The organism is Chromobacterium subtsugae (assembly GCF_001676875.1).
GTDB classification, from domain to species: Bacteria; Pseudomonadota; Gammaproteobacteria; order Burkholderiales; family Chromobacteriaceae; genus Chromobacterium; species Chromobacterium subtsugae.
Window position 1 is genome coordinate 302,294 of sequence record NZ_JYKA01000001.1, and the last position, 24,577, is coordinate 326,870.

Annotated in this window: 24 protein-coding genes and 1 pseudogene; 10 read left to right on the plus strand and 15 right to left on the minus strand. The window is 64.6% G+C overall.

Going from position 1 to position 24,577, the window contains the following annotated elements; genetic code table 11:
* Positions 1-132: 132 nt before the first annotated feature.
* Positions 133-1,311, minus strand: a complete 1,179-nt coding sequence (locus MY55_RS24375; protein WP_052877967.1) for a methyl-accepting chemotaxis protein — start codon at positions 1,309-1,311, stop codon at positions 133-135.
* A gap of 213 nt (positions 1,312-1,524) precedes the next feature.
* On the opposite strand from MY55_RS24375, the gene MY55_RS01480 reads away from it, so the two are divergent.
* The 5 genes from MY55_RS01480 to MY55_RS01500 all read left to right on the plus strand — a co-directional run bounded on the left by MY55_RS01480 (position 1,525) and on the right by MY55_RS01500 (position 7,690).
* Complete coding sequence (locus MY55_RS01480) at positions 1,525-3,549, plus strand: M3 family metallopeptidase (RefSeq protein WP_047243440.1); 2,025 nt, start codon at positions 1,525-1,527, stop codon at positions 3,547-3,549.
* A 143-nt stretch (positions 3,550-3,692) separates the two neighbouring features.
* Positions 3,693-4,274: a hypothetical protein gene (locus tag MY55_RS01485; protein ID WP_047243439.1), complete on the plus strand. Its 582-nt coding sequence runs from the start codon at positions 3,693-3,695 to the stop codon at positions 4,272-4,274.
* Positions 4,275-4,371: 97 nt separating this feature from the next.
* Positions 4,372-6,387: a M3 family metallopeptidase gene (locus MY55_RS01490; RefSeq protein ID WP_047243438.1), complete on the plus strand. Its 2,016-nt coding sequence runs from the start codon at positions 4,372-4,374 to the stop codon at positions 6,385-6,387.
* Between the two features lie 120 nt (positions 6,388-6,507).
* Positions 6,508-7,143: a hypothetical protein gene (locus tag MY55_RS01495; protein WP_043574386.1), complete on the plus strand. Its 636-nt coding sequence runs from the start codon at positions 6,508-6,510 to the stop codon at positions 7,141-7,143.
* A gap of 88 nt (positions 7,144-7,231) precedes the next feature.
* On the plus strand, positions 7,232-7,690 hold the full coding sequence (locus MY55_RS01500) for a MarR family winged helix-turn-helix transcriptional regulator (protein WP_047236749.1): 459 nt from the start codon (positions 7,232-7,234) through the stop codon (positions 7,688-7,690).
* 75 nt (positions 7,691-7,765) lie between these two features.
* Here MY55_RS01500 and greB read toward each other — a convergent pair whose 3' ends face one another.
* The 5 genes from greB to MY55_RS01525 all read right to left on the minus strand — a co-directional run bounded on the left by greB (position 7,766) and on the right by MY55_RS01525 (position 11,589).
* A complete protein-coding gene (gene greB / locus MY55_RS01505; protein ID WP_043574385.1) occupies positions 7,766-8,320 on the minus strand; it encodes a transcription elongation factor GreB in 555 nt (184 codons plus the stop codon).
* A 47-nt stretch (positions 8,321-8,367) separates the two neighbouring features.
* Entirely contained in the window at positions 8,368-8,829 is a 462-nt protein-coding gene (locus tag MY55_RS01510) for an NUDIX domain-containing protein (protein ID WP_052258010.1), read from the minus strand.
* Positions 8,830-8,919: 90 nt separating this feature from the next.
* Positions 8,920-10,320, minus strand: a complete 1,401-nt coding sequence (locus MY55_RS01515) for a pseudouridine synthase (protein WP_047243437.1) — start codon at positions 10,318-10,320, stop codon at positions 8,920-8,922.
* A gap of 37 nt (positions 10,321-10,357) precedes the next feature.
* Positions 10,358-10,990, minus strand: a complete 633-nt coding sequence (scpB, locus tag MY55_RS01520) for an SMC-Scp complex subunit ScpB (protein WP_043574383.1) — start codon at positions 10,988-10,990, stop codon at positions 10,358-10,360.
* Positions 10,991-11,070: 80 nt separating this feature from the next.
* A complete protein-coding gene (locus MY55_RS01525) occupies positions 11,071-11,589 on the minus strand; it encodes a GNAT family N-acetyltransferase (protein WP_043574381.1) in 519 nt (172 codons plus the stop codon).
* A gap of 116 nt (positions 11,590-11,705) precedes the next feature.
* Between MY55_RS01525 and miaA the strand changes: the two genes are divergently transcribed.
* On the plus strand, positions 11,706-12,683 hold the full coding sequence (gene miaA, locus MY55_RS01530; protein ID WP_043574379.1) for a tRNA (adenosine(37)-N6)-dimethylallyltransferase MiaA: 978 nt from the start codon (positions 11,706-11,708) through the stop codon (positions 12,681-12,683).
* Positions 12,684-12,747: 64 nt separating this feature from the next.
* Here the strand turns inward: miaA and MY55_RS01535 are convergent, their stop codons facing one another.
* The 7 genes from MY55_RS01535 to MY55_RS01565 all read right to left on the minus strand — a co-directional run bounded on the left by MY55_RS01535 (position 12,748) and on the right by MY55_RS01565 (position 19,704).
* A complete protein-coding gene (locus MY55_RS01535) occupies positions 12,748-13,338 on the minus strand; it encodes a C39 family peptidase (RefSeq protein ID WP_043574377.1) in 591 nt (196 codons plus the stop codon).
* A 14-nt stretch (positions 13,339-13,352) separates the two neighbouring features.
* The gene (locus MY55_RS01540) at positions 13,353-14,060 is read right to left on the minus strand and encodes a hypothetical protein (protein ID WP_080509582.1); all 708 of its coding nucleotides are present in this window, start codon (positions 14,058-14,060) and stop codon (positions 13,353-13,355) included.
* 335 nt (positions 14,061-14,395) lie between these two features.
* Positions 14,396-14,743 carry a RidA family protein gene (locus MY55_RS01545; RefSeq protein WP_043574375.1) on the minus strand — a complete coding sequence of 116 codons (348 nt, stop codon included), beginning with the start codon at positions 14,741-14,743 and terminating at the stop codon, positions 14,396-14,398.
* 52 nt (positions 14,744-14,795) lie between these two features.
* Complete coding sequence (locus MY55_RS01550; RefSeq protein WP_043574373.1) at positions 14,796-15,938, minus strand: trans-sulfuration enzyme family protein; 1,143 nt, start codon at positions 15,936-15,938, stop codon at positions 14,796-14,798.
* Positions 15,939-15,999: 61 nt separating this feature from the next.
* Positions 16,000-17,370 carry a pyridoxal-phosphate dependent enzyme gene (locus tag MY55_RS01555; protein WP_043574761.1) on the minus strand — a complete coding sequence of 457 codons (1,371 nt, stop codon included), beginning with the start codon at positions 17,368-17,370 and terminating at the stop codon, positions 16,000-16,002.
* Positions 17,371-17,483: 113 nt separating this feature from the next.
* Positions 17,484-18,320 carry a class I SAM-dependent methyltransferase gene (locus MY55_RS01560; RefSeq protein WP_047248715.1) on the minus strand — a complete coding sequence of 279 codons (837 nt, stop codon included), beginning with the start codon at positions 18,318-18,320 and terminating at the stop codon, positions 17,484-17,486.
* A 166-nt stretch (positions 18,321-18,486) separates the two neighbouring features.
* Positions 18,487-19,704 (minus strand): DesA family fatty acid desaturase, encoded by a 1,218-nt coding sequence (locus MY55_RS01565; RefSeq protein ID WP_279625422.1) that lies wholly within the window; start codon positions 19,702-19,704, stop codon positions 18,487-18,489.
* Positions 19,705-19,834: 130 nt separating this feature from the next.
* Between MY55_RS01565 and MY55_RS01570 the strand changes: the two genes are divergently transcribed.
* Positions 19,835-21,424 (plus strand): YdgA family protein, encoded by a 1,590-nt coding sequence (locus MY55_RS01570; RefSeq protein WP_230623350.1) that lies wholly within the window; start codon positions 19,835-19,837, stop codon positions 21,422-21,424.
* 73 nt (positions 21,425-21,497) lie between these two features.
* Here the strand turns inward: MY55_RS01570 and bfr are convergent, their stop codons facing one another.
* Positions 21,498-21,974 (minus strand): bacterioferritin, encoded by a 477-nt coding sequence (gene bfr, locus MY55_RS01575; protein WP_043574367.1) that lies wholly within the window; start codon positions 21,972-21,974, stop codon positions 21,498-21,500.
* A 113-nt stretch (positions 21,975-22,087) separates the two neighbouring features.
* Positions 22,088-22,288, minus strand: coding sequence for a (2Fe-2S)-binding protein (locus MY55_RS01580; RefSeq protein WP_043574365.1), 201 nt, complete (start codon positions 22,286-22,288; stop codon positions 22,088-22,090).
* Between the two features lie 59 nt (positions 22,289-22,347).
* Between MY55_RS01580 and MY55_RS01585 the strand changes: the two genes are divergently transcribed.
* The 3 genes and pseudogenes from MY55_RS01585 to mnmA all read left to right on the plus strand — a co-directional run.
* Positions 22,348-22,815 (plus strand): NUDIX hydrolase, encoded by a 468-nt coding sequence (locus MY55_RS01585; RefSeq protein WP_047243435.1) that lies wholly within the window; start codon positions 22,348-22,350, stop codon positions 22,813-22,815.
* Between the two features lie 46 nt (positions 22,816-22,861).
* On the plus strand, positions 22,862-23,428 hold the full coding sequence (locus MY55_RS01590; protein WP_047236753.1) for a hypothetical protein: 567 nt from the start codon (positions 22,862-22,864) through the stop codon (positions 23,426-23,428).
* Positions 23,419-24,519, plus strand: a pseudogene (gene mnmA / locus MY55_RS01595) (tRNA 2-thiouridine(34) synthase MnmA); the annotation flags it as partial. The gene MY55_RS01590 and the pseudogene mnmA, both read left to right, overlap by 10 nt.
* Positions 24,520-24,577 lie beyond the last annotated feature (58 nt).

The following is a 24,577-nucleotide window of genomic DNA, read 5'->3' on the forward strand; positions in this document are numbered from 1 at the left end:
CGATACCTCGCACTGCTCAACATCGGGGCCAGCCCCTGGAGCCGCTAACAATCTCGAAATACACTTGAGCCAAGATTCGCCGACACAGATCGAGGGAGGCGCAACGCGGGATCAGGGCTTGCCGAGCGGCTCTTAAAACAAAATCATGCTGGATTGCGCATCGACCTGATGCCGATGGGGCGCTTGCTCCAAGGTGGTGTACTGGCTTTCCGCCTTTTCCACCCAGCTATCGACACTGATAGGTTGCGGCACCTCGCCCTGCCGGACCTGCTCCTCGTCCTGCGTCAACCGTTCATCCAACCGCCCCATATCGGACAGCACCCATCCCATGATCTGGGCGGTGCGATCCTGAAATTGCAGATTCACCAACACTTCCTCGATGCGTTGGCTGACCTGGAGATTTTCCGCCCGCAGGCTGGCGCTGGCAGAGGCCAGCCCATCGGCCGCTTGATTGATGCGGGCGAGCGTCGCCGCGATGGCGCTTTCGGAACTGACAAGCAGGCGCTTGTCCTCGCTAGACAGCCGCTCGGCGGCGGCCAGGGCGCCGCCGACCAATTGATTGGCAGTCGATACCTTGTCCCGGATGCTGGCGCCCGTAGTCGCGGACAAATTGGATAGCTTCCTAACCTCGTCGGCGACGACGGCAAAGCCGCGGCCGCTCTCCCCCGCGCGCGCCGCCTCGATGGCGGCGTTCAGCGCCAGAAGATTGGTTCGCGCGGCGATGTCGCCAACCTCGATGGCCATTTTTTGAAGGTCCTCGGTCAACTGCACCAGTGAGGCGATATTTCCCATCATCTGCTGCTTGGCCGCAGTCGCGGCTTTCAGCTCAGACAAGATGGTTTCCAGCTCGTCGCGCGCCCCGCCTATGGTAGACGCCAGATCTTCCTGCCCTTGGCTGGCAAAAGCTCCCAAGGCTCTCTTAAGCCGGCTGCGGATATCTCGGAATTCCGCCACCAGCCCATCGACTGCCGACTCGGATTGCGCGCGCACCAGCTCCACGTTTGTGCGCCAGCGCGGCAGCATGGCGCGGCAAGTGACGCGCAACGAGTCCAGATAAGCCGCCTGATCGCGATGCACCGCCGTCTCCGCGTCGGATATCGTACGGCTCCGCTGCACAGAAGCGTCTATAAAGCGGCCCACATCCCGGCCCATCCATGTCCGGCCAGCCCATCCTAAAGCCAGCAGCGCCCCGCCCGCCGACAGCGCGATCGGATGGGCCCCCAGCACGCCAAGCAAAAACGACGCGCATGCCAGCGCCAAAACCAGCGGAAAAACAGTAAGGCTGAAAGGCAGGCGGATGGAAGATTTCATTGCCGTGCTCCGAGCGAGGACAGGATGGCAAGCAGCGCAGAGGGTCATGCGCTGACATGGCTGAATTCTGGCCAGCCACGTCTCGGCCCGCCATCCCAGCTTACCGGTAGTCCGCACTCAGGAAACTGAGTATCCCGGCGGCGCATTCCTTCACCACGCGCAACATGCTAAAGTCATGTCGAGACTATCCCTCAACCGACAGAGAAGAGCGCCATGAACGCCAATCCTTTGCTGCAAGACTGGAATACCCCCCACCAGCTCCCGCCGTTCGGCCTGATTCGCCCCGAACATTTCGAACCGGCCCTCGCCGCGCTGTTCGCCGAGCACCTGGCCGAAATCGACGCGCTGGCCGCATTGGAAGAAGCGCCCAGCTTCGCCAACACCGCCGCCGCCTTCGACCGCAGCGGCCGCCGGCTGGAGCGCGCCCAGCTGCTGCTGGATAATTTGACCGCATCGGAAACCTCGGCCGAGCTGCAGGAAGTGGAACGCCGCACCGCGCCGCAGCTGGCCGAGCACAACAGCCGCATCTACATGCACGCCGGCTTCTTCGCCCGGCTGGACGCCGTCCACGCCCGCCGCGCCGAGCTGGGCCTCAGCGAGGAACAGGATCGGCTGCTGGACCTGATCCACCGCAACTTCGTCCGCGCCGGCGCCAAGCTGCAGGGCGAAGACCGCCGCCGCTACGCCGAAATCGTTTCCCGGCTGGCCGAGCTGACCACCGCCTTCGGCCAGAACGTGCTGGCCGACGAGGCCGAGTACGCGCTGCCGCTGGGCGAGAACGACCTCGCTGGCCTGCCGCCCTTCCTGCTGGACGCCGCCCGCGCCGCCGCCGAGGCCCGCGGCCTTGAGGGCTGGGCGATCACGCTGTCGCGTTCGTCCATCGTGCCCTTCCTCACCTTCTCCGCCCGCCGCGAGCTGCGCGAAGCCGCCTGGCGCGCCTGGACCGAACGCGGCGAACATGCCGAGCGCGACAATCGCCCGCTGGCGCGGGAGATTCTGGCGCTGCGCGTCGAGCAATCGCGGCTGCTGGGTTTCGACACTTTCGCCGACTACGCGATCGCCAACCGCATGGCCGGCAAGCCTGCCGCCGTGCATGCGCTGCTGGAACAGGTGTGGGAGCCGGCCAAGGCCCGCTTCGAGTCGGAAAAGGCCATGCTGCGCGAAGAGGCCGCCAGGCTCGGCGAGCCGGCCGACATCCAGCCCTGGGACTGGTTCTACCTGGCCGAGAAGGTGCGCATCGCCCGCTACGCGCTGGACGACGCCGAGATCAAGCCCTATTTCGGCCTGGAAAACATGGTGACGGCGATGTTCGACGTCGCCCGCCGGCTGTTCGGCCTCAGCTTCGCCGAGCGCCATGACCTCACGCTCTACCATCCGGACGTGCGCGCCTGGGAAGTCAGCCGCGGCGGCAAGGTGATCGGCCTGTTCCTCGGCGACAACTACGCGCGCCAAAGCAAGCGCGGCGGCGCCTGGATGCATGTCTACCGCTCGCAAGCGCGCAACGGCGGCGAAGCGCTGCCCATCGTCGTCAACAACAACAACTTCGCCAAAGCCGGCCACGGCCAGACGCTGCTGAGCTTCGACGACGTGCGCACGCTGTTCCACGAGTTCGGCCACGGCCTGCACGGCCTGCTGTCCAACGTCGAATACCGGCTGCTGGCCGGCCCCAATTCGCCGTGGGACTACGTCGAGCTGCCGTCGCAGCTGATGGAGAACTGGGCGCTGGTGCCGGAAGTGCTGGCCAAGCATGCCCTCCACGCCGAAACCGGCGCGGCCATCCCGGCCGAGCTGGTGGCCAAGATCAAGGCGGCGCGCCATTTCAACCAGGGTTTCGAAACGGTGCGCTACACCGCCTCCACGCTGATCGACCTGGCGCTGCACCAGCGCGCCGACGCGGACGGCGTCGACATCGCCGCCTTCGAAGCCGCCGAACGCGAACGGCTGGGCGTTCCGCCCGCGGCCGGCATGAATCACCGCCCGCCGCACTTCCGCCACATCTTCACCGGTCCGGAATACGCCGCCGGCTACTACGTCTACATGTGGGCGGAAGTGCTGGAGGCGGAAGCCTTCGCCGCATTCGAGGAAGCCGGCGATGCCTTCGACCCGGCGCTGGCGGACAAGCTCTATCGCCATATCTACAGCGCCGGCGACGCCGTCGAGCAGCGCGCCGCCTTCCGCGCCTTCCGAGGCCGCGACCCGCAAGCCGCGGCGATGCTGAAGAAACGCGGCCTGCAGTAAGGCCGCAGCCCACCGGGCGGGCCTCCCCCGCCCGGTGGCTTTTCCCGCGCGCGCGAATCAAGCGCGCCCGAATGGTCCATACCTGCCGCGCCCCGGAACGGATAAAATGGCCATTCCATGAAACTAATCGTCACCTCGCAAGCATGACAAAGAAAATCGGCAAATCCATCAAGTGGCTGCTCCCGACCATCGTCCTCCTCGCCATCGGCGCGCTGTTCTGGAAATCGCAGCAGCCTACGCACAAGGCCTCGCCCCCGGCGGAAGCGGCCCGCATCCACTACCTCAACTACGCCAACGTCCGCTTCCCCTTTTCCATACCTTACCCCAAAGGTCTGCTGATTCCGGGCGAAGAGCCCGACAACGGCGACGGCCTGGCCTTCACCTCGCCCGATGGGCAAACCGTCATGACCGCGTCCGGCATCAACAACGCCAACGACGATACGCTGCAAAGCGAATACCGCGACGACTTGAAAAGACCATCCGAATCCGGCCAGCCGCGCAAAGTCGCCTTCAAAACCATCAAGAAAGACTGGTTCGTGATTTCCGGCACCGAAGGCGACAAGATCTTCTACCAGAAGACCTATCTGGTGGACGACCAATTCATGACCTTCGACATCCGCTACCCGGCCAGCCAGCGCGCGAAATGGGACCCGATCGTCGCCCACATCAGCAAGCAGTTCAAGGTGACGCCCGGCAACACCCCGTACGAAGTCCAGTCCCAGTGAACGCGATGTCTCCGTCGTCCGTACCTGGACGAAGCGATAGACCGCTGACGGAGACTTCTCCCGCGCAACCATCATCCCTCACCATAGAGCCATCATCATGAGCAATCCGCTGCTGCAACACTGGGACACCCCGCACCAACTGCCGCCGTTCGACGCCATCCGCGCCGAGCACTTCGCGCTGGCCCTGCAGCAGTTGATGGCCGAACATCGCGCCGCCGTCGCCGCCATCGCCAATCAGCCGGAGCCGGCCAGCTTCGCCAACACCGTGGAGGCGCTGGACGCCGCCGCGCTGCCGCTCAAGCGCGTATCGCTGGTATTCCACAATCTGCGCAGCTCGCATTCCGATGCCGAACTGCGGGCCGCCGAGCGCGAACTGGCGCCGCAGCTGGCCGCCCACCACGGCGCCATCTGCCTGGACGAAGCGCTGTTCGCCCGGCTGGACGCGGTGCTGCGGCAAGCGCCGCAGCTGGAGTTGAACGAGGAGCAGCGCCGCCTGCTGCAGCGGCTGCATCGCGACTTCACCATGGCCGGCGCCTGTCTGCGCGGCGAAGATCGCCGCGAGTTCGCCGACGCCAACGAAGAGCTGGCCCGCCTGTCCGCGCAATTCGGCCAGAACGTGCTGGCCGACGAATCCGAATTCGTGCTGCGCCTGAGCGGCGAGGACGATCTCGCCGGCCTCCCCGCCTCGCTGCGCGCCGCCGCGGCGCAAACCGCCCGCGAGCGCGGCCTGGACGGCCATGCCGTCACGCTTGCGCGTTCGTCCGTCACCGCCTTCCTCGCCCACTCCAGCCGCGCCGACCTGCGCGAAACCGCCTGGCGCGCCTGGGTCGGACGCGGCGAACAGCCGCAACGCGACAACCGCCCTCTGATCCGCCGCATCATGGCGCTGCGCCAGCGCCAGGCCCGGCTGCTGGGCTACGCCAACTACGCCGACTACGCGCTGACCGACCGCATGGCCGGCGCGCCGGCAGCCGTCCATCGCCTGCTGGAACAGGTGTGGGCGCCCGCCAAGGTGCTGCTGGCCAGGGAAAAGCTGCAATTGCAGGCACTGGCGCGCAAACAGGGCCTGAACCCCGACATCCAGCCCTGGGACTGGCGCTACCTGGCGGAGAAGGCGCGGCTCGAGCATTACGCGCTCGACGACGCCGAAGTGAAGCCCTACTTCAGCCTGGAAAACATGCAGGCGGCGATGTTCGACGTCGCCGGCCGGCTGTTCGGCCTGAGCTTCGCCGAACGCGACGACCTGCCGCGCTATCATCCCGACGTGAAGGGCTGGGAGGTATACCGGCACGGCGAGTTGATCGGCGTGTTCCTCAGCGACAACTTCGCCCGCCCCGGCAAGTCGGGCGGCGCCTGGGCCAGCATCTACCGCGCCCAGGGCCGCAACGGCGGCCGCTCCCTGCCCATCACCGTCAACAACACCAATTTCATCAAGGGCAGCCCGACGCTGCTGAGCTTCGACGACGTGCGCACGCTGTTCCACGAGTTCGGCCACGGCCTGCACCACCTGCTGTCCGATGTGCGCTACCAGCGCCTGTCCGGCACCCAGGTGCTGCGCGACTTCGTCGAACTGCCGTCGCAGCTGCTGGAGAACTGGGCGCTGGTGCCCGAGGTGCTGGAGCGGCACGCGCGCCACGTCGAAACCGGCGCGGCGATTCCCGCGGCGCTGATCGCCCGGATCCTGGCGGCGCGCAATTTCCAGCAAGGCTACGCCACCGTGCGCTACGTCATTTCGGCGCTGCTGGATCTGGAGCTGCACCAGGCCGGCGACGGCGTCGACGACATCGCCGCTTTCGAGGACGAAGTCTGCCGCCGCCATGGCCTGCCGCCGGAAGCCGGGCTGGCCCACCGCCTGTCTCACTTCAGCCACCTGTTCAACGGCGGCTACGCGGCCGGCTATTACGTCTACCTGTGGGCCGAAGTGCTGGAGGCCGAGGCCTTCGCCGCCTTCGAAGCGCGCGGCGACGCCTTCGACGCCGAATTGGCCGACAGCCTGCGCCGGCACATTTTCAGCGTCGGCAACAGCCGCGATCCGCAGCAAGCCTTCCAGGCCTTCTGCGGCCACGCCCCCAGCGCTGGCGCCATGCTGGAAAAACGCGGTCTGGCCGGCTGAGCCGCAGCCTGGCCGCAACACCCCGCTCCCGCCCATCGGCGGGAGCATGAAAATGTCATTGAAATATTCGCTTGCTGCCAGGATACTGACGCATTCTTTACCCATGCCATGGAGTCAAGCATGCGTCACCTCGCTGCAGCCTGCCTCGCCCTCGCCGCGCTATCCGGCAGCGCCCGGGCCTTTGACCTGGGCTCGGTGCTCAATTCGGTCAACCAGGCCGTGGACACCGCCAAGAATGTCGGCAACAGCGTCTCCGGCGGCAATCCAGCCACCGGCGACGGCTCCCTGACGCCCCGGCTGAAGCTCAACCGCCCGTCACCGGTGGGCTCGCCGCTGCTGGCCAAGCTGGACGAATACAACCATCATTACAAGGAACTGGACGAATACACCGTCTTCCTGTCGCGGCCCAACCAGAACAGCGACGGCTCGATCCGGGTGGCCAAGGCCGAGCTGCTGCGCGGCCAGGTCTACAAGGACCTGTACAACCATCCTGATTCGCAAAGCACCATGCAGGTGTGGGAAGCGTACAAAAGCCAGCTGAGCCAGGACGGCTACAAACTGGACTTCATCTGCGACAAACCTTGCGCCAACCATGTCAATCTGTGGCAGACCGCGCTGAGTTCGTCCTTCATCGTCTACGACAAATCCGACCGCTACCTGGTGGCGCACAAGGACAACACCTGGGTCAGCGTCGCCATCGGCGAAATCGGATCGCACCCGTTGTCCAGCGTCAATGTCGTGGTTCGCGGCAACTAGCCGAACGGCCGGCAGTCCCCGGAATCCAAGCTCGCGGCAGGGCGATTCCGGTTATGCTAGCAACGCAGATCAACCAACAGGGAACATCATGAGCACGACCGCAGTGACAAAGGAGGCAGAAAGCAGCCTGGACACCAGGGCTGCCGTGGAGATTTTCTTCTACGCCTACAAGGCGCTCACCACCAAGCCGGACGAAATGCTGGCCAAGCGCGGCCTGGCCCGCGTCCACCATCGCATCCTGTTCTTTGTCGCCCGCTATCCCAAGCTGTCGGTCAAGGATTTGCTGGGTTTTCTGGGCGTGACCAAGCAGGCGATCAACATCCCGCTGCGCCAGCTGCTGGAAATGGAGCTGATCTGCAGCCAGGCCGCGCCGCACGACAAGCGGGTCAAGCAGCTCAGCCTGAGCGAGGAAGGCCTGCGGCTGGAGGAAAGCCTGCACCGCGAGCAGCAGCGCCTGCTGCAGACCGCCTTCGGCGATTGCGGCGACAAGGCCACCCGCGACTGGTTTCTGATCAACGGCAAGCTGTCCGAGCACATCCTGCCCTGACGCCGCCGCATGCGAAACGGCCCGGTCGTCGCCGACCGGGCCGTTTTCCTTGCGCGGGCGGCATGCGCCCGCCGCTCATTCCACCTTGCAGTAGCAGACTTCCAGCACCTCGATGTCTTCGTCGCCGTCCGGGCCGCGGAACAGCACGCTGTCGCCTTCGCGGGCCTTCAGCAAAGCGCGCGCGATCGGCGAGATCCAGCTGATGCGGCCGCGCGGCAGGTCTATCTCGTCGACGCCGACTATCGTCAGCCGCTGCTCGGCGCCGTCGCCGCGCTGGATCAGCACCGTGGCCGAGAAGAAGATCTGATCGGTCGCCTCGCGGGTTTCCGGGTCCACCACCTCGGCGATTTCCAGCCGCTTGGTCAAAAAGCGGATGCGGCGGTCGATCTCGCGCAAGCGCCGCTTGCCGTACAGGTAGTCGCCGTTTTCCGAGCGGTCGCCGTTGCTGGCCGCCCAGTTGACCACCTGCACCATTTCCGGACGCTCGCGGTTGACCAGATGGTACAGCTCGTCCTTCAAGCGCTGCCAGCCGCCGGGCGTGATGTAGTTCTTGCTCGCCGCCGGCAAGCGCTGTTCCGATGGCAGATCGTCTTCCGCCTGGTCTTCTTCCTTGGTGAACGCCTTGCTCATGATGGTTTCCGTCTTGCTGATTGATGTCGGCGCGCGCCGCCGCCCCATTATGCCTGATCGCCGCCCTCAAGCAGCGCCAGGCAGTAAGGCAGCAACGCCTTGGGCCGCAATTTCACCGCGCAGAGCGCCGCCGCGTCCAGCCAGGCCAGCTCGTAATGGTTGTCGGCAGACAGCTTGGCCAACTCCGGCCCGCCCAGCCGCAGCATGCCGCGGTGCTCGCGCGCCACGAACACATGCTCGGTGCGGCTGCGGCCTTCCAGCACGCACAGCTTGTCGCCCAGCCAGACGTTGAGGCCGGTCTCCTCGCGCGTCTCGCGCACGCAGGCGATCGCCGGCGTCTCGTTTTTCTTGATGTTGCCGCCGGGCAGCGAGTAATAATCCTTGCCCGGCTTGATTCTGCGCATCAGCAGCAGCTTGCCGCCTTCGATGATGACGATGGCGGCGCGCTGTTTGCGCGGCTCCGCCGGCAAGGCCAGGCCGGCGTCCTGATTCTGGCCGAAATCTTCCACGCTTCCCCCCAAAACAAAACGGGCAACCGCCAATCGGCGGTCGCCCATGCTTGATCCCGCGGTCAAGCCGTCCAGCACGGACGGCGCGTCTTACTCCGGACGCGGGGTGCGCGGCTTGCGGGCCGATGCCTTGCGCTGAGCCGGCGCCTTCTTGCCGCCGGTGACGGTCAGATTCGACCATTTCATCACCGCCGCCACTTCCGCCGGGTTCAGCTCGTAGAACTGGCCGCGCTTGAGGCGCGGCGGCAGGCCGATATTGCCGAACCGCACGCGCATCAGCCGGCTGACGGTCAGGCCGAAGTGCTCGAACATCCGGCGCACTTCGCGGTTGCGGCCTTCCTTGATCACCACGTTGAACCACTGGTTGGCCGCTTCTTCCTGGCCGCCGGTCTGGAAAATGCGGTCGAAACGCGCCGGGCCGTCTTCCAGCTCCACGCCCTTGACCATTTCCTTCATGATTTCCGGCGTCAGCTCGCCCATCACCCGCACCGAGTACTCGCGCTCCACTTCGAAGCTGGGGTGCATCATGCGGTTCGCCAGCTCGCCGCTGGTGGTGATCAGCAACAGGCCCGCAGTGTTGACGTCCAGGCGGCCGATGGCCACCCAGCGGCTGGACTTGGCTTGCGGCAGGCGGTCGAACACGGTGACGCGGCCTTCCGGATCGTCGCGGGTGACGATCTCGCCCTCTTCCTTGTGATACATGATCACGCGCGGCAGGCGGTCAGGCCATTTCAGTTTGATCGCGTCGCCCTTGACCATCACGCGGTCGTGCGGGCCGACCTTGTCGCCCAGATTGGCCTTCTTGCCGTTGACGGTGACCAGGCCGGCTTCGATCCATTCTTCCATTTCGCGGCGCGAGCCGACGCCGGACGAGGACAGCGCCTTCTGCAGGCGGATGGGCTCGATCTCGTTCAGATCGACGCGCACTTCCTTCAGCTTTTGCGACTTGCTCTTGATGTCCTGGCTGGGGCTGCGCAGACGCAGCTTCTTGGCCTTCTGCACCTGCTGCGGTCGGCCGCGGCCTTCGCCTTCGGGCTTGGGGCCGCGCGGCGGTTTGGCGGCGTTGCCGTCAACCGGCGCCGCCGCGTTCTTGTTGCCGAAGCGGCGCTCGTGGTCCAGCGCCACGTTGCCGTTGACGTCGCCATTGCTGTCGCGGCCGTAGACCGGCTTGCCGCGGGCGGCGGCCAGCGCCTGTTGCTCCTGTTCGCGGCGGCTCAGCTTGAACAGCGGCACGCCATTCTGCGAGGGCACCGCCGGGTTGCCGTAAGCATCGCGCGGCTGGCGCGCCGGACCGTTGCGGCGGCCGTTCTGCTGGCCAGCGCCGGCTTGCTGCTGTTGCGGGAAACGGGGCTGGGCGCTCGGGCCGGACTTGCCTTGGCGCGCTTGCTGGCCCTGGTTGCGGCCGGCATTCTGACGCGGCTGTGCGGTTTCACGACCTTTGACACGCGCAACCGGTTGGCGCGCGTTGGTACGTTGTCCTTTTGTAGACATGTGTTTGCTCTTTCCATGGGAGCAACTGGCAGAAAGCTTATTCTGCGACAGGCTCTAAATTGTCCGCCTCATCGTCGAGGGGGAGATCGTCTGCGCCCGCATCGGGGCTGTCGTCTTGCAATTGGGTGTCCGGCACCACCAGTGTGCCAAGCTCCGCCAATGGCGGCAGATCGTTGAGCGAGACAAAGCTCAAATCGTCCAGAAACTTGCGCGTGGTGGCGTACAGGCCGGGACGGCCCGGCACGTCCTTGTGACCGATGACTTCGATCCAGCCCCGCTCCAGCAGGGTCTGCATCACATTGGTGGAGACGGATACGCCGCGTATCGCCTCGATGTCGCCACGGGTCACAGGTTGTTTGTAGGCGATGATCGCCAGGGTTTCCATCACCGCCCGCGAATACCGCGGCGGCTTTTCCGGATTGAGCCGGTTGAGATAGGGCGTGAATTCGGCCCTGGCGCGAAAGCGCCAGCCGGAAGCCAGCTTTACCAGCTCGATGCCGCGTCCGCGCCAGTCGCCCTGAATGTCATCCAGAATATCATTGATCAAGGCGGCCTTGACGTCTTCGGTGAACAGCTTTTTCAGCTGGGAAACCGACAACGGCTCCTGGGCCGTCAGCAAGGCTGTTTCCAGCACGATCTTCAGATATTTTAAATCGGTAATGGTGGACATTAAACCGGGGTGCCGGAGAATTACAGGGGGCTTAGCGCGGGAAGCCTCGGATTCTACACGTTTTTCGCCGCGGGTGAAACTTAATCCATCAGTCCGGCCAGCGAAGTCAGGCTGAAACGCCTGAGCACGCGGCCATCCGGCTGCGGCATGTCCTCCAGCCGCTGGCCGCCGCAAGCCTCTATGGTGCGGATGGCGGCCGGATCGTCGGCGTCGCACACCAGCACCCAATTGCCGCAGGCCGGGCTGCTGCCCAACGCCTGCACGTACTGCAGCAGCACCCGGCCGTAGCCATGGCCGCGCCACTGCGGCAACACCTCGAAGCCGATATGGCCGATCACATCCTGTATCACATCGGTTTCGCCCTGGCGCAAGCGGGCGGCGCCGATGATCTCGCCCTCGCCCGTCAGCAGAAACCAGGTCTGGCAAGGCACCCAGCCCGCCGGCAGCGACTTGCCCTGCGCATGCAGCACCACCTGGCCCAGCCAGTGGCCGGCGTCGTCCTCCAGGCCGCGGTAATATTCGAAATCCGCTTCGCGGCAGGCCTGGAAGTAACGGCGATAAGCTGACAGATGGTGCTCGCTGGCGGCTTCGATTTTCATTGGCGGCTCCCGGATCGATACTCCCATCGTAAACAGCTGCGCGGCAAGGTCAAGCCTTTTGCGCGCGCCCGCGCCGGCTATGCGACAATCTCTCCCTGACCGCAGCGAGCATTCTCATGAGCGACACCCCACAAGCCATCCTGTTGATGGGCCCCACCGCCTCCGGCAAAACCGGCCTGGCGCTGGAGCTGGCCCGCCGTTTCCCGCTGGAGATCATCAGCGTCGACTCGGCGCTGGTCTACCGCGGGATGGATATCGGCAGCGCCAAGCCCAGCCTGGCAGAAATGGCGGCCTGCCCCCACCATCTGATAGACGTGATCACCCCGCTGCAAAGCTATTCGGCGGCGCAGTTCCATGCCGACGCCAATCGCCTGATAGGCGAAATCTCCGCCCGCGGCAACATCCCGCTGCTGGTGGGCGGCACCATGCTGTATTACAAGGCGCTGCTGGAGGGCTTGTCCGATCTGCCCCAGGCCGACGCCGCGCTGCGCGCCGAGCTGGACGCCGACGCCGCGCGGCTGGGCTGGCCGGCGCTGCACGCCCGGCTGGCCGGACTGGACCCTGCCACCGCCGCCCGGCTCAATCCCAACGACGCCCAGCGCATCCACCGCGCGCTGGAGGTGTGCCTGCTGAGCGGCAGGCCGATGTCGGAACTGATCGCCCAAGGCAAGGCCGCCGCCGCCGATTTCAGACACCTGCCGCTGGCGCTGGTGCCGCGGGAGCGCGGCTGGCTGCACCAACGCATCGCGCAGCGCTTCGACATCATGCTGGAGCAAGGCTTCCTCGACGAAGTCAGCCGCCTGCGCGCCCAATATCCGGACCTGAGCCTGGACCTGCCGTCGATGCGCTGCGTCGGCTATCGCCAGGCCTGGGAACACCAGGACGGCCTGTACGACCGCCGCGAATTCATCGAACGCGGCATCGCCGCCACCCGCCAGTTGGCCAAACGCCAGCTGACCTGGACCCGCGGCCTGGACGTGATGCCGGTGGATGCCCAGCAACAAGACCTGGCCGGCTTGCTGACGGACGCGGTGGCGGACTTCCTCGCCGGCAAGCCGCCAGCCGACGCGCTACGTTTCAGCGGGCCGTTCTGAACGCCACGCAACGCGAAACGGCAGGCGCGCGCCTGCCGTTTTACATCTTCGCCCGGCAAAAGGTTCAGGGACTGGCGTTCATCCGCAGGGTATGCGTCCAATCATGGTCGCTGGCCGACACCACGCTGCTGTAGCTGGCATAGGTCATGCCCTCGCCCGGCCACGGGTTCATCATGTACAGGTAATTGCCGCCGCTGCCGGTCTGGTAACCGCGGCCGACGATGAAGTGGCCGCCGCCGCTGGTCCAGCCATAGCGGATCACGAAGGGGCGATTGGCCTGGATGTCCTGCTGCACGTGGGTCCACGACAGATAGTCGTATACCGTGTAATTGGACACGCCCCAATTCGTCAGGATGTCCTGCAGGCTGCCGTTGCCGCCGAACATATTGTTGGGGCTGTTGGCGTCGCTGTTCCAGTTGAAATTGCTGTTGCCGCAGGCGTAGTTGATGCCGAAGGCCCAGTTGACGATGGCGCATTGGCTCGGCGTCTGCTTGTACCACGCCAGCACCGCCTTGCTGGAGCCCGCCCAGCACCACTGGCTATGCTCCTGCACGGTCAAGGGGACGCCCAGCAGCTTGCTGTCGGCCTGCGCGGCGATGCTGGCCGCCAGCAGCGCGGCCGCCAGCGCGGTGTTGCTCAATCGATTGCCGGTCATGGCATTCCTCCGGATCAGCGGAAACGGGAAAGGTTGTTGCGCACCGCGGCGCGCAGCGGCTCGATGAAGTCGGCGCTATCCATCAGGCCATTGCCGACGGCGCCGGCCGCCTGGGGTTTGAGCGCCAGCGACGCGTAGGCCGAGGCCAGCGCGGCGAAGCGCGGTTTGCCGCCCCCGGCCGGACTCACCTCGAGGAAGTCGGATTGCGCCTGATACACCCTGACAAAGCGGGTGTTGCTGCGTTCGGCGTTGCCATAAGCCGCCTGCAGCGACTCCAGGCTCTTGGCCAATCCGGCGGCGCCATACGATACCGCCTCCCAATGGCCACCCACCTGCTCCACCGTCACCAGGCCCACCGCCTGCTGTCGCAGATAGACGACGAAACGCCAGCTGCCGGTCGGCGCCATCAGCTGGCTGATGTCGCCGTTGCCCGCCAGCAATTGCTGCGGGTCTACGCTGTACACCGGAAAGCCGGGGCCGATGCGCAGGGCGGGCAGCTCCCGCCCGTCGGCGACATCCAGCGGGAAGCCCGCCGGCAACCTGGCGCCGAAGTCCAGCAGATTTTGCCGGGCGAATTGCGCCAGGCCGCGGCTGGCCGCGGCGGCGGCCTCCGCCGCGGTTTGCGACGAGACGGAAAACGGCGCGGGTTGCGCGCCGGCTGGCCCGCCGGCCAGGGCGGCAAGACTGAACAAGACTGCCGCGATCAAGGATTTGGACTGCATGTGTCGGCTCTCCTGGGTTGGGATGCGGTTGCCGTGCATGGCTGGATGCGGGCGGATTATGTCCGGCGCATACATTGCTAGTCATAGCGACCGCTAATCAGCAGAGCAACAATGCCAATTAGGTACAATGTTTTGATTTTTATTTTGAAACTCAAGAATTTACATGAACTTGCGCGCGAAAATTAAAGCGCCCGCCCAAGTCATTCCTGCCCGGAAGGCCAGTATCGAAGCCGCCACGCCGCCACCGCCGCAAGCCGAAATCCCCCTTAGCCAAACGCGAAAAGAAAAAGCCCGCGGCCTGACGGCAGCGGGCTTTGAACGAACGATGCGGCAGCTCAGCGCGCGGCGACCAGCTTGATCTCCACCTTCCAGGCCGGATTGGCCAGCTTGGCTTCCACCGTGGCGCGGGCGGGCACGTGGCCGGCCGGCACCCAGGCGTCCCAGGCGGCGTTCATCGCGTCGTAATCGGCCAGGCTGGCCAGGAAGATGGTGACGTCGACGATCTTGCTCTTGTCGGAATCCAGTTCCTTCAACAGGGCGTCGATCTGCCCCAGCACGTTTTCCGTCTGCGCGCGGGCGTCGGCGTCGGTGTTTTCCGGCACTTGGCCGGCCAGGAAGATCAGTCCGTTGCTGACCACGGCCTCGGCCAGGCGGGCGCCCTGCTTGTGACGGTAGATGCTCATATCGTTCTCCATATGCGGTGGGTTGTCGCCGTCGATTCTAGCGGCATTGCGCTCAGCTGTCCCGCCGCGCCTGCTCCAGATCGGCGATCAGCGCCGCCTCGCCCTCGACGCCGACCGACAGCCGGATCAGGTTGTCGTGGATGCCCAGCGCGGCGCGGCGCTCGGCCGGGATGGAGGCGTGCGTCATCGCCGCCGGCAGGCACACCAGGCTTTCCACGCCGCCCAGGCTCTCCGCCAGCGCGAACAGCTTGAGCTTGGCCAGGAAGGCCTTGACGTCGCCTTTCAGGTAGAACGACACGATGCCGCCGTAGCCCTGCATCTGGCGGCGCGCCAGCTCATGCTGCGGATGGCTCTCCAGGCCCGGATACAGCACTTTTTCCACCCACGGCTGCGCTTCCAGCCAGCGCGCGACGGCCAGGCCATTGCGGTTGTGCTGCTCGATGCGCAGCGCCAGCGTGCGCAGCCCGCGCAACACCAGGAAGCTGGGGAAGGCGTCCAGGATGGCGCCCACCGCGTTGTGCAGGAAGGCCAGCTGTTCGGCCAGCTCCGGCTTGTCGCGGCTGACCACCGCCACGCCGGCCACCACGTCGGAGTGGCCGTTCAGATACTTGGTGGCGGAATGCACGACGATGTCGAAGCCGAAGTCCAGCGGCCGCTGGTTGACCGGCGAGGCGAAGGTGTTGTCGACCACGCCGATCAGGCCGTGGCGGCGGGCGATGGCGGATACCTGCTGCAGGTCCACCAGCTGGTTCAGCGGATTGGACGGCGTTTCCACCCAGATCATCCGGGTGTTCGGCCGGATGGCAGCTTCCAGCGCGGCGCTGTCTTCGGAAGCGACGTAGGTCACTTCCAGATTGGCGCTGGCCTTGCGCACTTTTTCGAACAGGCGGTAGGTGCCGCCGTACAGATCGTTGACCGCGATCAGGTGGCTGCCGGCCGGCAGCAATTCCAGCACGGTGGAAATCGCCGCCAGGCCGGAACCGAAAGCGTAGCCGCGCGCGCCGCCTTCCAGTTCGGCCACCGCGCGCTCCAGCGCTTCGCGGGTCGGGTTCTGCGAACGCGAGTACTCGTAGCCGGTGTGCTCGCCCGGCGCGCGCTGGCGATAAGTGGAGGTGGCGTAGATCGGCGGCATCACCGCGCCGAACGGGTCTTCGTGGGCGCCGGCGGTCACAGCCAGGGTGTGGAAATCGGTCATGTTTCTGTCCTTTTCTGAAAATCATGCGCCCCGGCGCAAGCGGCCGGGGCGGGAAAACGGTTCAGGCGGCGCGCGGCTGGCGGCGCCAGAACGCCAGCAAGTCGGCCTGGGTGATCAGGCCCAGATAGCGGCCCTTGTCGACTATCAGCGCGATGTGGCCGGCGTTGAATACCTGCAGCAAGTCCTGCAGCGAGGCCTGCGGCGACAGCGTCTGCACATGGCTGCTCATCGCGCTGTCGACGTTCTGGCGGAAATTCTCCGGCTCGCCGTGCACCGACAGCAGCAGGTCCCATTCATCCAGGATGCCCACCACCTTGTCGTCCTTCAGCACCGGCAGCTGCGATACGTCGTGCAGGCGCATGCGCTGGTAGGCGACAGACAGCGCCTCATCCGGATGGCAAGACACGGTGCTGCCGTCCTGGTGGCGGCGCACGATCAGATCGGTCAGACCGCCCACTACCGGCAAGCTCAGCATGCCCTGGTCCACCAGCCAGTCGCGGTTGTACATCTTGGACAGATACTTGTTGCCGCTGTCGCACACCAGCGTGACCACCCGTTTGGGTTCGGTTTGCTCGCGGCAATAGCGCAGCGCCGCCGCCAGCAGCGCGCCGGACGAAGAGCCTGCCAGAATGCCTTCGGCGCGCAGCAATTCCTGCGCGGTATCGAAGCTTTCCTGATCGCTGATGCGGAAGGCGCGCTTCACCATGGACAGGTCGGTCAGCGGCGGAATGAAGTCCTCGCCTATGCCCTCGATCAGCCAGCTGCCGGCCTGGCCGAAGCTGCCGGTTTCGACATAATCGGCCATCACCGAACCCACCGGATCGGCCAGCACGAAGGCGGTGCCCGGCGCCTTGGCGCGGAAAAAGCGGGTCAGGCCGGTCAGGGTGCCGCTGGAACCGACGCCTACCACCACCGCATCCACCTCGCCGTTCATCTGCCGCCAGATTTCCGGCCCGGTGGTGGTTTCGTGCGCCAGCGGATTGGCGGGATTGTTGAATTGGTCGATGTAGCAGGCGCCCGGCGTTTCCGCGGCGATGCGCGCGGCCAGATCCTGGTAATACTCCGGGTGGCCCTTTCCCACGTCGGAGCGGGTCAGCCGCACCTGCGCGCCCAATGCCTGCAGATGCAGGATTTTCTCGCGGCTCATCTTGTCCGGCACCACCAGGATCAGCGGATAGCCTTTCTGCGCCGCCACCAACGCCAGGCCCAGGCCGGTATTGCCGGCGGTGGCCTCGATGATGGTGCCGCCGGGCTTCAGCAAACCATCGCGCTCGGCCGCCTCTATCATCGTCAGGGCGATGCGGTCCTTGATCGAACCGCCCGGGTTATGGCTCTCCAGCTTCAGGTACAGCTCGCACGGCCCGGTGTCCAGATGGGAGACGCGGACCAAGGGGGTATTGCCTATCAGCGACAGGACGGAATCGTCTTTCATGATCAAAACTCCCGGCTATTATAAAATTACTATAAGTAATTTTTGTTATATAAAAAGCAAAAAAATTTCTACTCGAAAAACCAGCCGGCATCAGTCCCCGGCCTTGCCGCGGCTCAGACCACGGCGCTCGCCTGCATGAAGCTATAGAAGAACACCAGTTCCGGATCGCTGCGCAACTGCCGCAACTCGCGCGTCATCGTTTCCACCAGCTGGCTGTCCACCCTGCCCGCCTCGATCAGCTGGTCGGCTGCCGACAACAGCAGCTCGGTCCAGTAATCCAGCACCAGCTGGCGGCGGTGCGGTTCGCGGCTGTCCAGATGCCAGGTCTTCACCTGCGTCTCCACCTGGCGGAAGCCAAGCCGCTGCAGGATGTTGCCCAGCTTGGCGCCGACGAAGGGGTCGCCGCCCACCGACAGCTGATGGTCGTTGAAAGCCAGCCAGTATTGCTGCAGATTGGGGGAATACGGCGCCAGGAAGAAGGAGGCGTTCATCGCCTCGGTCGCGTACAGCCGCGCGCCCGGCTTGAGCACCCGCCGCACCTCGGCCAGCACGCGCTCCGGCGCATGCACGTGCTCCAGTATCCAGCACAGGAAAGCGGCGTCGAAGCTGGCCGGCGCGAAGTCCAGGTCCTCGGCGTCCATATGCTGCAGGCGAACCCGCTCGTGATAGGGGCTGCCCTGCAAACGCTGGCGCGCCACCGCCAGCTGACGCTGGCTGAAGTCTATGCCGGTGATGGCCAGCTCCGGATAGCGGCGCAGCAGGATCTCGGTTTGCGCGCCGACGCCGCAGCCCACCTCCAGCAAGCGCTCCACGCCGGAGAAATCGACATCGCGATACACCATCGCTTCGGAAAAGCGCGCCTGGCGCACCAGCCGCGCCTGCTCGGCCGCGGAAAACCCATGGATATAGGGCAGATCGGCCTGCGTTTCCGCCAGTTGCAATGCACTCATCTTCCACCTCGTCCCAGTAAACATCAGGTGGCCATTATATTTCCAATGAGTATTTTGAAATCAAATTTCATTTGAAATTTGAATATAGAAAAAAACTCTAACAACCGTGCGCGCATGAAAAAACCCGCATCTGCCGATGCGGGTTTGCTTTGCCTGCGCGTTAGGATCAGGCGAGCGCGGCCTGGCGCAGACTCAACGAGAAGCGCTGCAGCGCGGCGATTCCGGAAGCCTCCGCCCTGGCGCACCAGTCCTGCAACTCCTTCAGCAACTGCTCGCGGCTGAGGTTGGAGCGCTCCCACAGCCGGGTCAGCTCCTGGCGCATATTGTAGATGGTGGCCAAAACCTGGCTTTGCTCGAGCAGACGGGCCAGTTGCAAGCGCTCGTCCTCCGGCGTGTCCTTGGCGTCCTGCTTCAGCCATATTTTCATTTTGCGCGGCAGATTCACCTGCGGCAGCTCCGGCAGACTGAGCTTGCCCAGCTCGGCGTGGTATTCGTCGCGCAGCTCGCGGGCATAGCGCGCGGCGATGGCGTAGCGATTGGCGACGATGGCCTGCAGATGCTCCAGGTCCAGCTGCGGACGGGACGGATCCTGCGCCAATTGCGGCGCCACCTTACGGACGGTGGCGAGGCCCAGCATTTCCAGGATGCGGATGTACATCCAGCCGATGTCGAATTCGTACCATTTATACGACAGCTTGGCCGAAGTGCCGAAAGTATGGTGATTATTGTGCAGCTCTTCGCCACCGACCAGAATGCCCCAGGGCACCAGATTGGTGGAGGCGTCCTCGTTCTCGAAATTGCGGTAGCCCCAGAAGTGGCCGAGGCCGTTGATCACGCCGGCCGCCCAGAACGGGATCCACACCATCTGCACCGCCCAGATCGACAGGCCGATCGGCCCGAACAGCGCCAGGTCGATGATCAGCATCAGCACGATGCCCTTGGCGTTGTGGCGGCTGTAGACGTTGCGCTCCAGCCAATCATCCGGCGTGCCGTGGCCGAACTTGTCCATGATGGACTGGTCCTTGCAGGCCGCGCGGTACAGCTCCGCGCCTTCCCACAGCACCTTCTTGATGCCCAGCACTTGCGGGCTGTGCGGGTCTTCCAGCGTTTCGCAGCGCGCATGGTGCTTGCGGTGGATGGCCGCCCACTGCTTGGTCACCATGCCGGTGGTCAGCCACAGCCAGAAGCGGAAGAAATGGCTGGGGGCCGGGTGCAGGTCCAACGCGCGGTGGGCCTGGTGGCGGTGCAGGAAAATCGTGACCGAGGCGATGGTGATGTGGGTCAGGATCAGGGCGGCGACGATATTGCCCCACCATGGCAGATCCAAGAGACCGTTGAGCCAGTTCAGGTTCATGTATTCGATGCGTCCGGTGTTTAGATACAAAGCTCTATTCTATAGCAAGCCCCGCCGCCATGCAGAGTCAAATTTGGCCGCGCAACGCGCCAGGCAGCGCATCCATCGGTGCATTGGTGTACCATAGGGCATCATTTCACCCTAGTGCAGAAAAATACTAGTGTTGCCAAAACGTCGACTGATCATTGCCGGCGCCACCCTCGGTGGCCTGTTTGTCCTGTATGCAGCCTCTAGCTACTTGGCAGGCGTCAAAGCCGAAGACACCCTGCAGGAACAGCACCGGATGCTGGCCAGCCTGCCGCTGTTCAAGGTCAAATCGCACAGCTACGAACGCGGCTGGTTCTCGTCCACCGAGACCACCGAGCTGGTGTTCAACCGCCATTTGTCCGGCCCGTATGAAAACATGCTGCCGGACAATATGAAGCCCTTGCTGAACGCCACCATCAAGTTCACCAATCATGTCCAGCACGGCCCGCTGCCCGGGCTGTCCGGCTTCCACTTCCGTCCGGGCTGGGCGCTGGTGAAGACTGAATTCGCGATGAGCGACTCCACCCGCAAGACGCTGAAGACCTTCTTCGGCGACAAGGAGCCGATCACCATCACCAACCACATCGGTTTCAGCGGCGGCGGCCTGCTCGACGTCAACGTGCCCGCCTTCGACTACGAAGAGGCGCTGTCCGGCGTCAAGATGAAGTGGAAGGGCTTCGACCTGAAGGTCGACTACGCCAACGGCTACAAGGAATACAAGACCGAGGCGCTGTCGCCGGGCTTCCTGCTGGAAGCCGCCAGCAAGGGCACGGTGTCGTTCGAGGGCGTCCGCTACCTGTCCGACATGCGCCCGGGCAACACCGACATCAAGCTGGGCACCAGCGAGCTGACCATAGGCAACGTCCAGCTCAGTTCGCGCGAGAGCGTGCCGTACAGCATCAAGCTGAACGAGCTGATCTACCTGATGACCCGCGTCCGCGTCGGCGAATTCGTCAACCCGTCCGGCGAGTTCAAGCCCTCCTCGGTGGCGCTGAAGAACTTCAGCTACCAGATCGTCACCAGCGAGCAGGACGACTTCATCAACAGCCGCGGCAAGGTCAACTTCGCCGAGCTGAGCTTCAACGCCAACCGCTATGGCCCGCTGCGGCTGGATGTGGCGGTCAATCACCTGCACGGCCGCACGCTGGCCCAGCTGGACAAGGCCATCGGCCAGATCCCGTTCGAAGGCGTGGACCCGGCGGTGTTGCGCCGCCAGTACGTCGACACCCTCAAGAGGAATATCGGGCCCTTGCTGGAAAACAGCCCCAAGGTGCTGATCAACGAGTTCTACCTGAAGATGCCGACCGGCGAAGCGACGCTGCAGGCCAGCGCCGGCATCCACGGCTTCACCTCGGCCGACCTGAACGACTTCACCCAGTTGGCGAAGCGCTTCACCGTCGAAGCCAAGGCCAGCCTGCCGCGGCAGACGCTGGAGAACCTGGTGCAGACCCAGTTCCGCAACCTGTTCACCGTCGACCACACCGCGGAAGACCAGCCGAACATGCAGGAAGTGGACGACCTGGCCAAGAGCCTGCTGGACAGCCAGCTGGCGCAATGGAAGGCGCAGGACTACATCGTCGAGGAAAACGGGCAGATCTCCACCGAGCTCAACTACAGCGCCCAGGGCCTGACCATCCACAAGAAGAAGGTCGCCCTGCCCTGGGAGGAAAGCGAGGAGCCGACGGACGCCTCGGCGCCGGCGGCCTCGCCGGCCAAGAAGTAAGCGACAAACGCCGGATGTGAAAAGGGCTGTCTGATGACAGCCCTTTTTCATGGCGCGCCGATTCCGAGCGAAATCAGGACGCGTCGTCCATCTGGCTTTGCAGGTAGTTCTGGATGCCGACGCGCTCGATCAGGTCGAGCTGGGTCTCCAGCCAGTCCACATGCTCTTCCTCGCTCTCCAGAATGTCTTCCAGCAGGTCGCGGGTCACATAGTCCTTGGCGGTTTCACAGTAGGCGATCGCCTCGCGCAGCAGCGGCAGCGCCTCCATCTCCAGCTTCAGGTCGCACTGCAGCATCTCATGCGGGGTTTCGCCGATGTGCAGCTTGCCCAGATCCTGCAGATTCGGCAGGCCTTCCAGAAACAGCACGCGCTCGATCAGCTTGTCGGCGTGCTTCATTTCATCGATGGATTCTTCGTATTCGTGCTCGTTGAGCTTCTTCAGGCCCCAGTTCTTGAACATGCGCGCATGCAGAAAATACTGGTTGATCGCGGTGAGTTCGTTCCTGAGAATCTGATTCAGGTATTTGATGACCTTCTTGTCGCCTTGCATGCCGTATCCTCCAGGGAAATTATCAAGGCATTATGGCACAGCGAGGGCGAGTCTCAAGGCGGAAATGCGGCCGGCCGGCGCGTGGAGCCGGCGCAGAGGAAGGAGAAAAACGCTCAGGCGGCGGTGCGGGCCACCGAGCAGACGGCCAGTTCGGCCTGGGCGTCCTTGCGCACCTGGTTGGCCATGCATGCGCACTTGCCGCAATCGGAAGCGACGCCCAGCTCGCGGCGCAGATCGCACATGCGGCTGGCGCCGGCATGGACGGCCTGGCGGATCTGGCTGTCGGTCACTGCATTGCACAGGCAAACGTACATGTGAGCCCCCTTCGGCTTACAATCAAGAATAGTTATCATCATCATAGAGACAAACAAGAATGATTGTCAATAACCTGCAAAGAGAGTGGAAGCCCAACGCTACCGTCGCCGCCATTGTCGAACGCGGCGGCCGCTTCCTGATGGTGGAGGAAGACACCGCCGACGGCCTGCGGCTGAACCAGCCGGCCGGGCATCTGGAACCCGGCGAAACGCTGCTGCAGGCGGTGGAGCGCGAAGCCCGCGAGGAAACCGGCTGGCGCTTTACGCCGCAGGGACTGACCGGCATCTACCTGGCCGACCGCCCCGGCAGCGACATCACCTATCTGCGCTTCGCCTTCCACGGCAGCGCGGCGCCGCCGCAACAACCCGCCGCGCTCGATGCCGGCATCGTCGCCGTGCACTGGCTCAGCCACCAGGAGATCCAGGCCCAGCAAGCCCGGCTGCGCAGCCCGGTGGTGCTGAGCTGCCTGGCCGACTACATCGCCGGCGTCCGCTACCCTCTCGATCTGATACGCGACCTGCGCTGACCCGCCCCCAACCGGATGCCCGCCCATGCCGCCATGCCTGACGCCATTGCTGTTGATTCTGCTGTGCCTGCTTCCCGCCGCCGCCCGCGCCGATGGCTTAAACATCTGTTATCATTACCGTTGTTCCAGACAAGCCTACTTTGAAATTTCCGAAGAGGCCCGCGACTGGCTGGCCGCCCGCCTGGCGCGCGCCGGCTCCGCCGCCGCCGAACGCGAAGTGGTCAGCGACGCAGTCGTCGCGCTATACCGCATCGCCGCGCGCGACACTCCCATCTGGCAGGACAAGGGCGGCAATTTCCATGACGGCCCGGCCGAAGGCCGGATGGATTGCGTCGACCACAGCAGCAACGTCACCGCTTTTCTCGGCTATCTCGACCGACAGGGCTGGTTGAAATTCCACCATGCGGCGCCACCTGCATGGAGAGCGCCGTGGATACTGGATCTACATTACACCGGCGTGCTGCACGACATCGCCGCCGGCCAGGACTGGGCGGTGGACACCTGGTTCAGGGATTTCGGGGAACCGCCCGTGGTGGTTCCCCTTTCGATTTGGATGAAGGGATACGAGCCGCCGGCCGTGTCCGCGCCTGACGCGTCAGGCCAGCAAAAGTAAGGAAGGAAACGCCCGTGACGGGTAAGAAACGCATAGTCGTCGGCATGTCCGGCGGCGTGGATTCGTCGGTGACCGCCTGGCTCTTGAAGCAGCAAGGCCATGAGGTGATCGGCGTGTTCATGCAAAACTGGGAAGACGACAACGACGACGAGTACTGCTCGATCAAGCAGGACGCGCTGGACGCGATGAGCGTGGCCGACATCGTCGGCATCGACATGGAAATCGTCAACTTCGCCAAGGAATACAAGGACCGCGTGTTCTCGTACTTCCTGAAGGAATATTCGGCCGGCCGCACGCCGAACCCCGACGTGCTATGCAACGCCGAGATCAAGTTCAAGGCCTTCCTCGACTACGCGATGGAACTGGGCGCCGACTGCATCGCCACCGGCCACTACGCGCGCAAGCTGGAAAAGGACGGCACCCACTACCTGATGAAGGCGGTGGACCACACCAAGGACCAGAGCTACTTCCTGTACCGGCTGCAGCAGCACCAGCTGGCCAAAGCCATGTTCCCGCTGGGCGACATCCGCAAGACCGAGGTGCGCAAGCTGGCCGAGGAAGCCGGCCTGCCCACCGCGGCCAAGAAAGACTCCACCGGCATCTGCTTCATCGGCGAGCGTCCCTTCCGTGAATTCCTGAAACGCTACCTGCCCACCTCGCCCGGCGCCATGGTGACGCCGGACGGCAAGACGGTGGGCGAGCACATCGGCCTGATGTACTACACGCTGGGCCAGCGCAAGGGCCTGACCATAGGCGGTTCGCGCGACGGCAACGGCGAGCCTTGGTTCGTCGCCGGCAAGGACATCCCGGGCAACCGGCTGATCGTGGTGCAAGGCCATGACCACCCGCTGCTGCTCAAGCCCACGCTGTCGATGGCCGACCTCAGCTGGACGTTGCCGGACGCGCCCAAGCCCGGCGACTACAGCGCGAAAAACCGCTACCGGATGGCAGACGCCGGCTGCAGCCTGTCTCCTATCGTCGACGGCCAGGCCAGCCTGACCTTCCGCGAAAAGCAATGGGCGGTGACGCCGGGCCAGTCGGCCGTGCTGTACGACGGCGACATCTGCCTGGGCGGCGGCATCATCCAGTAAGCCGCCCCAAACGACACTGCCCCGCGTAGCGCACGCGGGGCTTTTTCATTTCGCCCGG

What these genes read in the sequence shown, in the direction of transcription:
- MY55_RS01540 (WP_080509582.1), bottom strand. Translation starts at nt 14,060, where the DNA reads ATGCAGTCCAAATCCTTGATCGCGGCAGTCTTGTTCAGTCTTGCCGCC.
- miaA (WP_043574379.1), top strand. Translation starts at nt 11,706, where the DNA reads ATGAGCGACACCCCACAAGCCATCCTGTTGATGGGCCCCACCGCCTCC.
- MY55_RS01555 (WP_043574761.1), bottom strand. Translation starts at nt 17,370, where the DNA reads ATGAAAGACGATTCCGTCCTGTCGCTGATAGGCAATACCCCCTTGGTC.
- MY55_RS01490 (WP_047243438.1), top strand. Translation starts at nt 4,372, where the DNA reads ATGAGCAATCCGCTGCTGCAACACTGGGACACCCCGCACCAACTGCCG.
- bfr (WP_043574367.1), bottom strand. Translation starts at nt 21,974, where the DNA reads ATGCAAGGCGACAAGAAGGTCATCAAATACCTGAATCAGATTCTCAGG.
- MY55_RS01495 (WP_043574386.1), top strand. Translation starts at nt 6,508, where the DNA reads ATGCGTCACCTCGCTGCAGCCTGCCTCGCCCTCGCCGCGCTATCCGGC.
- MY55_RS01515 (WP_047243437.1), bottom strand. Translation starts at nt 10,320, where the DNA reads ATGTCTACAAAAGGACAACGTACCAACGCGCGCCAACCGGTTGCGCGT.
- MY55_RS01580 (WP_043574365.1), bottom strand. Translation starts at nt 22,288, where the DNA reads ATGTACGTTTGCCTGTGCAATGCAGTGACCGACAGCCAGATCCGCCAG.
- MY55_RS01525 (WP_043574381.1), bottom strand. Translation starts at nt 11,589, where the DNA reads ATGAAAATCGAAGCCGCCAGCGAGCACCATCTGTCAGCTTATCGCCGT.
- MY55_RS01545 (WP_043574375.1), bottom strand. Translation starts at nt 14,743, where the DNA reads ATGAGCATCTACCGTCACAAGCAGGGCGCCCGCCTGGCCGAGGCCGTG.
- MY55_RS01585 (WP_047243435.1), top strand. Translation starts at nt 22,348, where the DNA reads ATGATTGTCAATAACCTGCAAAGAGAGTGGAAGCCCAACGCTACCGTC.
- MY55_RS01560 (WP_047248715.1), bottom strand. Translation starts at nt 18,320, where the DNA reads ATGAGTGCATTGCAACTGGCGGAAACGCAGGCCGATCTGCCCTATATC.
- greB (WP_043574385.1), bottom strand. Translation starts at nt 8,320, where the DNA reads ATGAGCAAGGCGTTCACCAAGGAAGAAGACCAGGCGGAAGACGATCTG.
- scpB (WP_043574383.1), bottom strand. Translation starts at nt 10,990, where the DNA reads ATGTCCACCATTACCGATTTAAAATATCTGAAGATCGTGCTGGAAACA.
- MY55_RS01480 (WP_047243440.1), top strand. Translation starts at nt 1,525, where the DNA reads ATGAACGCCAATCCTTTGCTGCAAGACTGGAATACCCCCCACCAGCTC.
- MY55_RS01535 (WP_043574377.1), bottom strand. Translation starts at nt 13,338, where the DNA reads ATGACCGGCAATCGATTGAGCAACACCGCGCTGGCGGCCGCGCTGCTG.
- MY55_RS01550 (WP_043574373.1), bottom strand. Translation starts at nt 15,938, where the DNA reads ATGACCGATTTCCACACCCTGGCTGTGACCGCCGGCGCCCACGAAGAC.
- MY55_RS01485 (WP_047243439.1), top strand. Translation starts at nt 3,693, where the DNA reads ATGACAAAGAAAATCGGCAAATCCATCAAGTGGCTGCTCCCGACCATC.
- MY55_RS01500 (WP_047236749.1), top strand. Translation starts at nt 7,232, where the DNA reads ATGAGCACGACCGCAGTGACAAAGGAGGCAGAAAGCAGCCTGGACACC.
- MY55_RS24375 (WP_052877967.1), bottom strand. Translation starts at nt 1,311, where the DNA reads ATGAAATCTTCCATCCGCCTGCCTTTCAGCCTTACTGTTTTTCCGCTG.